Genomic DNA, 13,505 nt, shown 5'->3' with positions numbered 1-13,505 from the left:
TTAGAGTCCCCCCGTAAGTTCGCGTATTCTGGATTCGATAACATGGATATCGTCCCCCTGAAGCGGACGGGGATCGATATCGAAGTAGCCTTGCTTAACGCCGTAGTCTCTAGTGTAGATGGCGATATCGCCGTCTTGCAATCCGTCTACGACTTGCCCGGCATTCGCGCCTGCCAGCGCCGGATCGATCTTGATACGGGCGCGGTAGATCGCGCGTCCGGCTTCGTCCTGCACGATCGTCACTTGGACGCCCGGAAGCTCGTTTAGAGGCATTAAAGCTTGCAGGGAAGCTTTCTCCAACTCGCTCTTGTCGACTTTGGCACCGTATTCGTCCAACGCTTGAAGCAGACCGAACGTCGCTTCTTTGCCAACCTTCATGCTCCGTCCGATGCCGTGCAACTGAACCTTCAGCCATTCGACATATTGGCGTTTGCCCGCGACGATGCCCGAAGTCGGGCCTTCGATCGCCTTCGATCCGCTGTAGATCGCCAGATCGGAGCATTGGACGTATTTTCGCAAGTCTTCTTCGGCCGCCGCATCCACGATCAACGGAACGTTATTACGTTGCGCGACTTCCCAGGCCTCTTCGACGGAAATCATGTTCTTCTGCACGGAATGGTGCGATTTCACGTAGAGGATGGCGGCCGTTTGGGAAGTGATCGCGTCTTCGATGTGCTCGGCCTTTCCTTCGTTGGCATAGCCGACTTCTACGAGCTTGCCGCCGCCAAGATAGACCATCGTTTCGACGGGAGCCCCGTATTGCACGTTATGGCCTTTCAAAATAATAATCTCGTTATCGGTCAGCGGATCCTGATGCAGTCTTACGCTCTTCCGACTGTTGCCTCTAGTCACGAGTGCAGCCACCGACAAGGCGATGCCGCTGGACGCGGAGTTTACGACGACCGCGGCTTCCGAGCCGATCGCTTCCGCGATATAATCTCCGGCTTTATCGACAAGATCGGCGATCTCCACGTATTGCTGCCCGCCAATTTTCATAGCCTCCATGACCGTATCCGTCGGTGCGGACACGCCGAGAATGCTCATGCGCCCGCTGGCGTTGATTACCCGTTTAAGGCCGTATTTCGCATTTAATGAGTTTGCCACTCGCAACAACTCCCCTTGGTTCGATGATGAAGTTTGCGGAACGTTCATCGCCTTCCGAATCGATAAGCGTAACCGGCTTCCGATCAACCGCAAACAGCGTGAGATTCGCCGGGTCGCCGATCCGAATGCGCCCGAGCTCCGGCCTGCCCAACCATTCCGCCGCACGGCGGGTGACGGACGCGATGACCTCTTCCAGGGAGTATCCCAGATAAAGAAACTTGGAGAGGACGTTTGCCAGGCTGTACACCGGTCCGTTCAGCCGGTTGCCGCGATAGATGTCGCTGCTGATCGTATGAAGTCCAATTCCGTGGCTTCTTGCGGCTTCGGCGACTTTGAAGGAGAAACTGGCCGTGCCATGTCCGACATCAAGCCGCACGCCGCGTTCGAGCGCTTCGAGCAGCGCCCGGATCGGCTGGCCATCCTCGCCGAATAGATTGTTCTTTTTTCCGTTTAAATAATGAGTAATGATATCTTTATTCGCCAATAAAGGAAGGATTTCCTCGATGCTCGGCGGGCCGGAGCCGATGTGAACCATCAGCGGAAGCTCAGTTTCATCGGAAAGTCGGCGCGCGATGCGCAAGGGCTCCAGCCCGCTAGGTCCGACGACGCTGCGGCTGATCCGCGCTTTGAGGCCGACGATGGCTTCGCGATAACGCAGGGCGGACTGGGAGACTGCCGACCGATCGATCCATTCCAGATTGGTCAGTTCGTCGATCCTCGCCAGACCGATGCGCGAAATATTCAGAAAGGCAAGCAATCGCGTCGCGGCGCGTTCACCGAGCTTTAGCAGCTCGCCGATCCGATCGGCTCCGCAGCTGCCGGCGTCGACGATCGTCGTTACGCCCTGTTTCACCCCGATCTCGTCGATCTCGTCCCCGTACGGTTCGAATTCGGAGAAAGCATGGACATGCATGTCGATCCATCCGCTCGATACGTAGTTCTGTTCGAAATCGTTCAAGCATGGTGCCATGTCTCCAAGGCTGCCTGACGGAGCGATGTTGGCGATTCTCCCTTGATCGACGAGAATATCGATCGATTCTCCGTTTAATTGCTTGAGGTTGCGCAATAGGTAACGGTCTTTCAGAGTGATCACCCGCTTTCCTTATAACAGTGTAAGTAGCTTATCTTCCCTATAAACAACATAACGTTATAATGTTTGTGGGTCAACAAAAATCTAAAGTGGTTTTTCTTGGGCTGACTTTTTACGTGATATCGCGGAAATTAACGAAGGCTTGAGGGAAGATCTCCATGAAGTGGCGGGCGCTTTTCGAAAGATGGCGGTCCTTAAGCCATACGATGCCGACTTCGCTTTGGAATTCAGCATTGGAAATGGCGATTTTCCGGATGCTTTGAGGGGCAAAAGAGTTCATCACGGATTTCGGCAAGATCGCGGCTCCGATTCCCGATGCGACTAAGGAGAGCGTGATGGCTACGCTTGAGCATTCACTGACGATTCGAGGTTCCAGGCCGAACCGTTTGAATTCCTCGAACACCTGGTTATGCATGAACGTCGTTCGGTCCGTCTTTAAGGTGAGGAACGGAAACCGCGCCAGATCCTGCAAGGTCATCGACCGAAGAGCGGGGTCTGGACACCACTCGCTCGGGAGGAGGGCGACGAACGGGTCGGAAGGAAGCGGCATGACGGAATAATGCTGCGACTGAAAATCGGATTGGAACGGCAGCCGGGTCACGATCAACTCGAGATCCCTGTTCTCCAACAGCTCGCCCAGCAAGAAATGATCTCCTTCCTGTATTTTGAAGGTAACTTGGGGATACTTTTCCGAGAACCTCCGAATGACGCCCGGCAGCAAGGCGACGCAAGAAACGACGGCACCGATCGAGAGAACGCCTTGAACCCCTTCTCCGATCTCTTGTACGTAAGCGATCGTTTCGTCGAACTGGTGCATTAGCGTTATCGCCCGCTGCCGCAGCAGTTCTCCCGCTTGGGTAAGCTGCAATTGCTTGCCCGTTCGGTCGAACAAAACAACGCCCAACTCCTGCTCCATTAGCTTAAGCTGACGACTGAGAGGGGGTTGCTCCATGTTCAGGAGCTTAGCCGCCCGGGTAATCTGCCCCTCGTTCGCGATGGCTAGAAAATAACGCAATTGCCGCATGTCCATTCGAATCCTTGCTCCTTTCGCCTGCATACCCAAAAGGTATGAATTACCGATAAAACAGATATTATCAATATACTTAATCGTTTGGTATGATTCAATTAGAAACTAACGGATATAGACAAGGAGAAGATGACGCAATGGGCCTTAAAATTACCGTAGAACGTTCGACCTCCCCTAAACAGAAACCGGATACCTCCAACTTGGTCTTCGGCAAACATTTCACGGATCATATGTTTATCATGGATTACGACGCCGGCCAAGGCTGGCACGACCCGAGGATCATTCCTTACCAACCGATCTCTCTGGACCCAGCAGCCAAAGTGTTCCATTACGGGCAGACTGTATTCGAAGGGATGAAAGCGTACAAAACGCCAGGAGGACCGGTATTGTTGTTCCGTCCGTTCAAAAACCTGCAGCGGCTTAACCGTTCCAATACGAGGCTGAGCATCCCGTCGATCGACGAAGACTTGGCGATGGAAGCATTGAAGCAGCTTATTAAGATCGACGAGGATTGGATTCCTACCGACGAAGGGACTTCTCTGTACATTCGCCCATTCGTCATCTCGACCCAAGCGACGCTCGGCGTCTCTCCGTCTGAGCAGTATTCCTTCATGATCATTTTGTCGCCGGTCGGCTCCTATTACGCGGAAGGAATCAATCCGGTCAGCATCTTCGTGGAATCGGAATACGTTCGGGCCGTCGCAGGGGGCGTCGGCAACGCCAAGACTGGAGGCAACTACGCTGCTGGCCTTAAAGCGCAGGAAGAGGCATCGGGCAAAGGCTACTCCCAAGTGCTCTGGCTCGACGGGGTTCACCGCAAGTACATTGAAGAAGTCGGGAGCATGAACGTGTTCTTCAAAATCGACGGTAAAGTCGTCACCCCGGCGCTCAACGGGAGCATTCTAGATGGCGTTACCCGGGATTCGGTCATCCAAGTGCTGAAGCATTGGAATATCGAGGTCGAAGAAAGAAAGCTCTCGATCGATGAGTTGGTTGAAGCCTATCGGAAAGGAACGTTGGAAGAAGCTTTCGGGACGGGGACGGCTGCTGTCATTTCGCCGATCGGAGAATTGAACTGGCAAGGCGACAAGATGACGTTAAACGAAGGGCGAACGGGGCCGCTGTCGGAAAAAGTGTACGAATTCATGACTGGATTGCAAAAAGGCGTGGTCGAAGATCCGTTTGGCTGGGTCGTGAAGTTATAAAGGCAAGTGGTATTTAGCATATGAATTTACATTTTTCGATAATTCTCTTGAAAATGATGAGACTATAGACATATAATTATAAATGAATAAATTATTGAACTAGGCACACGTGCTTATATGAATAGTTCAAATGTTTTATACATCAACGAAACGCATACATGAAAAGGCAAACCTCTTGAAAGAGGGGGACGCAAAGCTATGGGCCTAAGGAACGAACGTTCTATGGTCGCCAAGCTGCCGAATGGAGCGTTAGGCATCTTCCATTCGGAAGGTGTCTTTTTTTTGGTCAATAAGAGTTTGCGATTCGAGAGGTGTCAATCTTGAAGAAACAAATATCCGAAGCCGAATTGAAGACGCTGATCCGCCAATTGAACATCGAGCCAGCAGACAATATCGATTTCGAAACGATAGACGCAGAAAAGGGACTTACGGAAAATTCGTCTCGGAGACAAGATGGCTCGATCCGAATTCGCAATCAGCAGATTCTGGTTCAGGACCCGACGGTCGGCGGGGAAAACGCGTGGATTTACCCAGTGCGTCCGATAAGGCTCTTCGTCAACGATGAAGAAATATTTTCGGAGACGCGTGTTGCGGCGAAAGATCGGATCACCTGGAAGATCGAAGAACTGTCCTTGTTCGAGATTACGATTACCGAGGACAAGCTGTTCGCGCACCTGCAGCTTTATGCGCTCGAGCGTTATGCGGCAAGGCTGGTCGACGACGGTCCTTCAACGCGGTTGATCGTTCGGGCGGAAGAAGACTCGAATATCGTGCTGAAGACGGTACAGCTTGCCGATGTTGTTGCCCAACTGGAGAAAATGTCGATCCGGGCCAGAATCGAATTCGCCGCGATCCAGCAAGAGCTATTGGAGCCTACCTATCGGCACGTTGTCGTGGCCTGCGGCAAAGCTCCGATTCCGGGCGAAGACGCCAGGCTGGAAATCTATTTCGCTCAGCAGGTGACGAGCGAGTTTTTTGAAGTGGACGGAGTGATCGATTTCCGCAACCATCTCAGAATCCCTTCCGTGCGGGAAGGAGAAGTGATCGCCAGGAAAATCCCGATAGTGGAAGGGCAAGCCGGTTATGATGTCTTAGGCAACGTTACGTTGCCCACGCCTCCGAAAGATCTGTTCATTATGGCGAAGTCGGGCGTCGAACTGACGCAGGACGGAGTTGTCATCGCGCGCGCGCAGGGGCGTCCGAGAGTGACGGGGGGGAAAATCAAAGTCTTCGATGTCGCGACATCCTACTTCGTCTCCGGGAATGTGGACATCGAGACCGGCAATATCGTCTTCTCCGGCGACGTTATCGTGTACGGCGACGTAATGGACAATATGATTATCGAATCGCTCGGCAACGTGTACGTCTATGGCAATGTATACAATTCTACGATTACGGCTACGGGAAGCATCAACGTAAGAGGCAATGTCCTGGCAAGCAAGTTGTACTCCGGATACTTCGGTGTCCTGTTTAACCGTCTATATCATACGTCTATGCTGTTATACAGTAATATCGAGAAGCTGCTGTCGGCGGCTAAGCTGCTTACGGATACGTTAGAAGCGAAAAGGCAAACCGTTCGCTACGGGCAGATCATTCAACTGTTGATGGAAACGAAGTTCAAGGAAATTCTTCCCGCCGTTAAAGAACTCCAAGTCGTCATTTCCAATATCCAGCATCTCAAACAGGCGGAATACGGGAAACTGAAGGAGCTTGCAGACATTTTCACCCATCCCCGGCGATTGCTTGAAACGGCCTCGCACGATTTCGTTCAAGGTTTCCTCGCGTTGCTCCAAGATACTCACAGTGAAGTGGCAAGAATGCAGGAGGATAAAGTCGAGATCAGCGTCAGCCAGTGCCAGACGAGCGAACTGAAATCCAATGGAGATATATTCATTTATCGCGACGGGGTGGTGCAGTGCGAGCTCTATTCCGCGGGCAACATCGTTTTCCGTTCCAATCGCGGGATGTGCAGAGGGTCTAGGCTCGAGGCGGGCGACAGCATCAGGGCCAAGGTTGTCGGCGGACTGACGGGTGCAATGTCCGTTCTTGCGGCGAAGCGCAAAATTTATGTCAAGAAGATGTTTTCCGGACGGGTTTGCATCGGCAAATACTGTAAAGATATTTTCGAGCCTGTCGAACATGTCAGCTTCGATATCCAGACATTAAAGAAAAGCCTTTAAGGTCACCGAGATTAGGCTTAATAACGGATTTGGTGGGATGAATATGATGAGCTCCCGACAAGATCAGTACGTGGGCATGAGGGTAAACAAGAACATATACAACAAGAGGGGAATATTGGTTGTTCCGGCCAAGCGATTGCTAACGTCCAAGGATGTCGGCTTGTTGTCACAGCAAGGCGTATTCTTGACCGACCACGACGTGGAGTCGGTTATGATCGACCATCTGGTGGCATCCGCGATCGAGGAAGTCAAAGCGTTGTTCAAATTTGCGCAGCAGACAGAGCGGATTCCTTTCGAACGCGTGCGCGACAAGATCGTTCCGATCATCATATTCATGAGCAATCATCCGAACTTGAATCAAATTCTTCTCTATCTAGAGGTGCATGACGAATACATCTATAGACACAGCATTGCCGTGGCGCTATTATCCCGTTTGATCGGGAAAGCCCGAGGGATTGACGACGCTCAATTATGGGAATTGACGGCGTCAGGATTCCTTCACGATATCGGCAAATCCCAGATTCCCGCCTCGATCCTGAACAAACCGGGGAAGCTGACCGCTGAGGAGTTCCGGATCGTTAAGGAGCATACCGTATACGGATACGAGATTATTAAACGATCGGAGGGAATTCCTGAACGACATGCTTACGTGGCGCTGCAGCACCACGAACGGGAAGACGGCAGCGGTTATCCGTTCGGATTGAAAAGCGGAGAGATCGATGTATTCAGCAAGATTGTCGCGGTGGCCGACGTGTTTCATGCGATGGTGTCCAAACGGGTATACAAGGAGCCGATGCCGCTTTATCAAGTGTTGAAGGAATTGTCCGACAACGTCTACGGATCGTTGGAGCCGGCCATTACGCTCAGTTTCATAAAACGAATAATGGACGTGCTGATCGGCAATCAAGTCGTGCTCTCCGATGGAAGAGAAGGCAAGATCGTCATGGTCAGCTCGCAGGATCCGATTCTCCCGGTCGTAGAGATCGACGGGCATTATATCGATTTGAGCAAGGAACAGGGGCTATATTTGGAGAAAATCGTATAGACGGCGTAAGAGGTATCGACCCGCCATAATTCAATAACGATAGAAATCATCGCTATTGTTGAAATCGGAGTAAGAGCTGAGCGATTAGCGATCCAAAACATCGTACTTAGCTAGGTAGTCGCGGTCAAAGAACAAGCTTACGACGAAAAACGATAAAGAACATCTCTATTGTGGTAAAACAACAAGCCAACAAGTAGAATTGCGATGTTTCACATCGTTATTCGGGAGTAGTATTCGTGAAACCGTCAGGGTGATCTTCTCTGACGGTTTTTCTTGCGTCATGGAGTCAACCACCAAATTCCGGCGCATTCGGGCACTCGGACGAGCCTGTGTTCCGCGACCTTATCGGCAAGTTCGTCGCCGAAGAAAAACCGGGTCAATCGTTCGGCTTGATCCGGGTTGTCGAAGGCGTAATCCATGCGAATCCACCGATGAGCGAAGCCGTACGTCTCCGTCAGTTTGGCATAATAGGGCCGGAGAAAGTCGGGCGCGGATGGAGTTTCGCTGCCGGTACCGAGCGTTTCGAAGATGATCGCCGTTCCACCCGGCCGAAGGACGCGCTTGATTTCCGCGATGACCTGATCTAAATTCCTCTCCCAATCCGGTACGTTGGAGCTGGTCAAGTAACAGATGCTCCATCCCGAGACGATTAGATCGACACTTCGATCGGCCAGCGGCAAGCGTCGGTGATCGGCGACTTGAACGGACCAGTTGGACAGCCCCGATTCGCGAAGGCGCTCGGCGGCAATCCCGAGCATGGCTTCCGAGGCGTCCAAGGCGATCAGCGATGAGGCTTCCGGGGCGAGAACCGCCGCAAGCCGGCCCGTTCCCGCACCCAAATCGGCAATATCCAGTCCGCGAATCGGCCGAATCTCCTCGACGACGGATTTCAGGTTCGGCTGACTGTCTATTAACTCATGGTATCGGGCAGCTTCTTGCTTGTAAATGCGGTCGTGATCGGGCATGTTATCGTTCCTCCTTGCGGGCATGGATAATATGGAGCAGATGGTTCACGCGATGCGTCTTCACTGCATACCCGCTTGCTTCGAACCACCGAGTCAGCATAGGGGCGGAAGGATATTCGGGATGCTCGCGCGGTTTGCCTACCGCGGAAGCGTCCATGAGATCCGCGATGCAGATTTTTCCGCGCGGCGCGAGCAGGCGTTGCATCTCTTCCAGTGCAAGCCATTGCTGATCTTCGGTCAGATGATGGAAAGCAAAGCTGGTTACGATAAAGTCGAATCGTTCTCGAAGGTAGGGAAGAGCCAAGAAATTCCCTAATCTCGCGGCCAACCCGGGATATTTCGTTCGGGCGAGACGCAGCATTTCCCTCGATTGATCGACGCCGGACATGGAGCAGCCTTTCTCTATGAATCGGCCCGCCAAGTTTCCCGTTCCCGTTCCGATATCGAGTCCGTGTTCTTCGATGGACGGATTCACCCATTGAACAATCCGATCGAGAGCTGCTTCATAGTCGACGTAATTGCCCGAATTCGCGGTTACTCTCTCGTCATGAGTCGGTGCAAGCCGATTGAAATCCCACCGGTCTTTCCAATCGGAACGCTGTTCCCTCTGTTTTCTGGAAGCTTCGGCGAATCGAAAATGTGCTCCAACGGCAGCGATTTCTCGGTTCTGAGCCATTCGATCATATGATCAGCCGTTTCGATCGCTTGTCTGATCCGCAGCCACTCCGACGTCATGACCGATCGTTGCAGCTCCAAATAGTACTGCAGTTCCTCCATGCCGTTCTCTTCCCATTTCTCCAGCGCTTGCCGGATATCGGCGAGGGACATTCCCGCCTCGCGGAGGGAGACGATCGTCTGTAATCTCCAAATCTCGTTCTCCGTATAGACGCGATAACGATTGCTCTGCTGCTTCGAGGGAGACAGCAGTCCCCGCTGTTCGTAGAACCGAATGGCTCTAGGCGATATATTGAGCTTATCGGCGGCTTCTTTGATCCTCACGGCGCACCCCCTTGACCCTATTGTAAACTTTGTCGTTACGTCAATGTAAAGCCTTCTCTTTGCTAGAGATTGCAATCCGGCTAAAGCGCGTGTATCGTGAAGCTGAACGAGCGGGAATCGCCGGGGAGGTCAACATGGGAATAGGAGCGAGAGAGACGATTACGCTTGCGTTGTTAGCAGCGTTCCTGGTGGGGGCCGTGTCCATCGTATGGAAGAGCTGGCGGAATGGCATTTCGCCAATGCCTTCTTCGGCCCAGGTCAGAAGCGTCGTCGCGAAGGAAATCAACCGGCTTGGCGGGAACGGTTCGATTATTGAGGCAGGATCCGGCTGGGGAACGCTTGGCATACATATCGGGAACAACTGCAATGGTTGGAGACTTGTCGGAGTGGAGAACTCTCCGGTCCCGTTGACGGTGTCGCGACTTGCCGCTTGGCTGACATTCGGGGTATATCCCGGCGGCGGGCAATCCCGCAGCTCGCCCGGCTTGCGGAATCCGGTTGTTTTCCGTAAAGGCGACATTTACAAGACGACCTATACTGGGGCGGACATCGTCGTGTGTTACCTTTATCCGGGCGCGATGAAGAAGCTTGAGCCGATATTGCGGGAACAACTGGCGCCAGGGGCACGCGTCATTAGCGTGTGCTTCGCTCTGCCCGGCTGGCAGCCGGAGAGAGTGGTCGCTTGCGGGGATCTCTATCGAACAAAAGTTTACGTATATCGCAAAGACAGCTAGCCGTATCCCTATTCATCTAGGGAATCCGGCTAGCTGTTTTTTTTGGAATAGAATGATAGCTATTTAATGACGGAGGTGCGATAATGTCCGGATGCGACCATCTCGTCGACCGTGACTAGTTCGTAACCTTTGGCCTTCAAGTCTTTAATTATGGACGGCAGCAGCTTGACCGTATGATCGAGCGAGTTCTTGCGCCCGCCGAACGAATGCATGAGAATGACGCCGCCTTCTTTGGTGTTGGTCATGACGTTCTTATGCATAGCGGCGACGGAACTGCCCGCCCAGTCTTTCGTATCGACGGTCCAAGCGACGTGCTGCATACCGCTCAGATGTACGGTCTTCAGCACGCTGCCCGAGATCGCGCCGTAGGGGGCGCGCATCAGGCTCGGGGTCACACCGGTCGCCTTGATGATTTCCTTTTGCGCCTTGTCGATCTGCTCAGACAGCGCCTTCGCGGACAGCTTCGTCAGGTCGCTATGGCTCCAAGAATGATTGCCGACGGAATGTCCTTCCTCGACGATTCTCTTGGCGGTCTCGGGATACTTCCTGACCTGGGTGCCTACCAGGAAGAAGGTTGCTTTTACGTCGTTTTCTTTAAGAATATCGAGAATCTTTAACGTGTAGTTATTGTCCGGTCCATCGTCAAAAGTCAAAGCGACGAGCTTGCCTTCATGGGCTTTGGCCGGCTGCGTCGGGACGGGATCGGGACTCTCTTGCGGAGGCTGCACCTCCGGTTCCGCCTCGTTCGCCGTTTCTTCCGTGATCGTAGGCTCAGGTGACGCCCCGCTCACGACGGCCCCGCCAGTCAACCCGATACTATTCCATTCTTGCAGCATGCCGCATCCGCTTAACCACGCTGACATCAACACGATCATAAACGCGCCTAACCAGGCGCGCTTGACGCTCGCTCTTTTTCCCCGCATCACTTTTTCCTCCACCATGGTTCCTCTATATCAGCCCAAAAAAGAGATGCGACTGGGGATAACCCGGCGGCTGGGATCCCCATCCCCGGACGCTCGAGCCGACTCGCTTTCAGTTCTTTTTGGATACTTATATAGACGGTGGAGACCCCTGAAAAGTTAGCGGACTTTCGTCGGAAAATTAATTTTTTTGTCTAACGTCCCCGCATTAGAAAAAAGTACGGTAAAGCTTCCTTTTACTGGTCGGATTAACCGGTTTGTCCGGGACCGACAGGCGGATTTCTTCGCGTCTGGCGGCATCGATTGCCGAAGCCGCTCTTCCCTGGAGGGTTTCGACGATGGCGAAGAGCTCCGCGACGGAGCGGCGCAGCTCGTCGAGCTCCGCGCGATGTTGGCGCACCTGCGCGGACACGACTTCGTCGGCTTTCTGCCCGAGAGAGCGTTCGACTTCGGAGACCCGCGCCAGCAACTCGTATTTATCCTCTTTCAACAGGCTCATAACATCCACCCCATTCGTTAACGTTATTTATCCCTATTCGCGATTGATTTCGCTCCCCCTGCGCGTGCGACAAAGGAAGTGGAGATTCGCCAAACAAAGCGCAAAGATTACATAAAAAACGTGGTCCGATAATAGAGCGATAAACTTGGTGGGTACAATAAAAGGAAATGCCTTGAATAAAGGAGTCCCATTGTCATGACAATCGATCCGCTCGCTCATTTCGAGAAAAAAGTCGTCATCCGCAATATACGTCCCGAAGACTTCGCCAACATCATAGAGCTGCAAAGCATTTGTTTTCCGAATATGGCGCCTTGGAAGATGAATCAACTGGAAAGCCATGTCCGCATTTTCCCCGAGGGACAAATCTGCGTCGAACTGGACGGAGAGATCATCGGCTCGTGTTCGAGCTTGATCGTCAATTTCGATGATTACTTCGAACAGCATACTTACGAGGAAATTACCGATAGAGGCTATATTCGCAACCATAATCCGCGAGGCCGGAACCTGTACGGAATGGAGGTCATGGTTCATCCGGAATATCGCCGCATGAAAATCGGCCGAAGGCTCTACGAAGCGCGCAAGCGGCTCGCGGAGAAATTGAATCTGGAAAGCATCATCGTCGGAGGGCGCATTCCCGGTTATCATCATTACAGCGATCGAATGTCGCCGCGGGAATACGCGGAAGAGGTTCTGCAACAGAACATCTACGATCCGGTGCTCACGTTCCAGATGATGAACGGCTTTACGCTGAAGCAGATCATTACGGGCTACTTGTCCGATGACGCGGATTCCAAGAATTACGCCGCTCTGCTAGAATGGAATAATATCGAGTACAAACCGAGCATCAACAAGCTGCATTACAAAATGTCTTTTCCCGTCCGCATCTGCGTGATTCAATATATGATGAAGAAGATCGATTCCTTCGACGAGTTCGCGACCCAATGCGAGCATTACGTCGACGTGGCCTCGGACTACAAATCGGACTTCGCCGTGTTCCCGGAGAATTTCACGATGCAGCTTTTGTCCTTCCTGGATGAACGTTCTCCGAGCCAGGCGATTCGCAAGCTGAGCACGTTTACTTCGCAGTACGTGGAGCTTTTCTCGGAACTTGCGGTCAAGTACAACGTAAATATCGTCGGGGGCTCGCATTTTATCGAAAGCAACAACCGGATGTATAACGTCGCGCACCTGTTCCGCAGGGACGGGACGATCGAACAGCAATACAAGCTGCATATTTCCCCGAACGAGCGAAAATGGTGGGGTATCAACGGCGGCTCCGAGCTGGACGTGTTCGAGACGGATTGCGGCAAAATCTCCATTCAGCTCAGCGGTGACATCGAGTATCCCGAGCTGTCCCGGATCGTGGCGGAGCAGGGGGCGCAGATTATTTTCGTGCCTTTCTGCGCGGAAGACCGGCAGACGTTCCTACGGGTGAAATATTGCGCTCAAGCGAGGGCGATCGAGAACCAGGTGTTCATCGTCACCTCGGGGACGGTCGGAAACCTGACGCACGTGGACAACGTGGATGTGCAATATGCGCAATCCGGCATTTATACGCCTGCGGATTTCTCCTTTCCCCGCGACGGCATCGCCGGAGAGTGCAGCGAGAATACCGAGACGGTCACTATGGCCGAGGTCGACATGGAAATTCTCGAGCGGTACCGCAAATCGAAAGATACGCTATCTTTTCAAGATCGCAGGACAGATCTCTATTCCTTACAAATTCGTACATGACTT

The 13,505-nt window shown here is 52.7% G+C and carries 13 protein-coding genes and 1 riboswitch; of the genes, 5 read left to right on the top strand and 8 right to left on the bottom strand.

All coding sequences use genetic code 11. The annotated features are described in order from the left end of the window. The 3 genes from FPZ45_RS12305 to FPZ45_RS12295 form a co-directional block, all read right to left on the bottom strand. Positions 1 to 1,104, bottom strand: a complete 1,104-nt coding sequence (locus tag FPZ45_RS12305; protein WP_144701840.1) for a DgaE family pyridoxal phosphate-dependent ammonia lyase — start codon at positions 1,102 to 1,104, stop codon at positions 1 to 3. Then, a complete protein-coding gene (locus FPZ45_RS12300) occupies positions 1,070 to 2,188 on the bottom strand; it encodes an amidohydrolase/deacetylase family metallohydrolase (RefSeq protein ID WP_144702614.1) in 1,119 nt (372 codons plus the stop codon). Before FPZ45_RS12300 ends, FPZ45_RS12305 begins: the two co-directional genes overlap by 35 nt. 118 nt (positions 2,189 to 2,306) lie before the next feature. Next, entirely contained in the window at positions 2,307 to 3,224 is a 918-nt protein-coding gene (locus FPZ45_RS12295; RefSeq protein ID WP_144701837.1) for a LysR family transcriptional regulator, read from the bottom strand. Between the two features lie 134 nt (positions 3,225 to 3,358). Here FPZ45_RS12295 and FPZ45_RS12290 point away from each other — a divergent pair, with 134 nt between their 5' ends. From FPZ45_RS12290 to FPZ45_RS12280, 3 genes are all read left to right on the top strand, one after another. Further along, the gene (locus tag FPZ45_RS12290; protein ID WP_144701834.1) at positions 3,359 to 4,426 is read left to right on the top strand and encodes a branched-chain amino acid aminotransferase; all 1,068 of its coding nucleotides are present in this window, start codon (positions 3,359 to 3,361) and stop codon (positions 4,424 to 4,426) included. Positions 4,427 to 4,581: 155 nt separating this feature from the next. After that, positions 4,582 to 4,668: riboswitch (cyclic di-GMP riboswitch) on the top strand. A 78-nt stretch (positions 4,669 to 4,746) separates the two neighbouring features. Continuing rightward, positions 4,747 to 6,606 carry a flagellar assembly protein A gene (locus FPZ45_RS12285; RefSeq protein WP_186438366.1) on the top strand — a complete coding sequence of 620 codons (1,860 nt, stop codon included), beginning with the start codon at positions 4,747 to 4,749 and terminating at the stop codon, positions 6,604 to 6,606. A gap of 43 nt (positions 6,607 to 6,649) precedes the next feature. Next, on the top strand, positions 6,650 to 7,651 hold the full coding sequence (locus FPZ45_RS12280; protein ID WP_186438365.1) for an HD-GYP domain-containing protein: 1,002 nt from the start codon (positions 6,650 to 6,652) through the stop codon (positions 7,649 to 7,651). Positions 7,652 to 7,929: 278 nt separating this feature from the next. Here the strand turns inward: FPZ45_RS12280 and FPZ45_RS12275 are convergent, their stop codons facing one another. The 3 genes from FPZ45_RS12275 to FPZ45_RS25950 are packed head-to-tail and all read right to left on the bottom strand — an operon-like array spanning position 7,930 to position 9,615. Next, the gene (locus tag FPZ45_RS12275; protein WP_144701825.1) at positions 7,930 to 8,616 is read right to left on the bottom strand and encodes a class I SAM-dependent methyltransferase; all 687 of its coding nucleotides are present in this window, start codon (positions 8,614 to 8,616) and stop codon (positions 7,930 to 7,932) included. Position 8,617: 1 nt separating this feature from the next. Then, entirely contained in the window at positions 8,618 to 9,091 is a 474-nt protein-coding gene (locus FPZ45_RS25955; protein ID WP_342780047.1) for a class I SAM-dependent methyltransferase, read from the bottom strand. Positions 9,092 to 9,150: 59 nt separating this feature from the next. Continuing rightward, positions 9,151 to 9,615, bottom strand: a complete 465-nt coding sequence (locus tag FPZ45_RS25950) for a MerR family transcriptional regulator (protein WP_342780046.1) — start codon at positions 9,613 to 9,615, stop codon at positions 9,151 to 9,153. A 134-nt stretch (positions 9,616 to 9,749) separates the two neighbouring features. Here FPZ45_RS25950 and FPZ45_RS12265 point away from each other — a divergent pair, with 134 nt between their 5' ends. After that, positions 9,750 to 10,349 (top strand): class I SAM-dependent methyltransferase, encoded by a 600-nt coding sequence (locus FPZ45_RS12265; RefSeq protein WP_144701823.1) that lies wholly within the window; start codon positions 9,750 to 9,752, stop codon positions 10,347 to 10,349. Between the two features lie 59 nt (positions 10,350 to 10,408). Here the strand turns inward: FPZ45_RS12265 and FPZ45_RS12260 are convergent, their stop codons facing one another. Both FPZ45_RS12260 and FPZ45_RS12255 read right to left on the bottom strand, forming a co-directional pair. Continuing rightward, complete coding sequence (locus FPZ45_RS12260) at positions 10,409 to 11,272, bottom strand: polysaccharide deacetylase family protein (RefSeq protein ID WP_186438364.1); 864 nt, start codon at positions 11,270 to 11,272, stop codon at positions 10,409 to 10,411. Positions 11,273 to 11,477: 205 nt separating this feature from the next. Beyond that, positions 11,478 to 11,768: a hypothetical protein gene (locus FPZ45_RS12255; RefSeq protein ID WP_144701817.1), complete on the bottom strand. Its 291-nt coding sequence runs from the start codon at positions 11,766 to 11,768 to the stop codon at positions 11,478 to 11,480. A gap of 195 nt (positions 11,769 to 11,963) precedes the next feature. On the opposite strand from FPZ45_RS12255, the gene FPZ45_RS12250 reads away from it, so the two are divergent. Beyond that, complete coding sequence (locus tag FPZ45_RS12250; protein ID WP_144701814.1) at positions 11,964 to 13,502, top strand: bifunctional GNAT family N-acetyltransferase/carbon-nitrogen hydrolase family protein; 1,539 nt, start codon at positions 11,964 to 11,966, stop codon at positions 13,500 to 13,502. The last annotated feature ends 3 nt before the right edge of the window (positions 13,503 to 13,505 follow it).

The sequence above is a fragment of the Cohnella terricola genome, assembly GCF_007786475.1.
Lineage (GTDB): Bacteria > Bacillota > Bacilli > Paenibacillales > Paenibacillaceae > Cohnella > Cohnella terricola.
The sequence above is the reverse complement of the archived record's forward strand: the minus strand, read 5'-3'. Positions and strand labels throughout refer to the sequence as shown.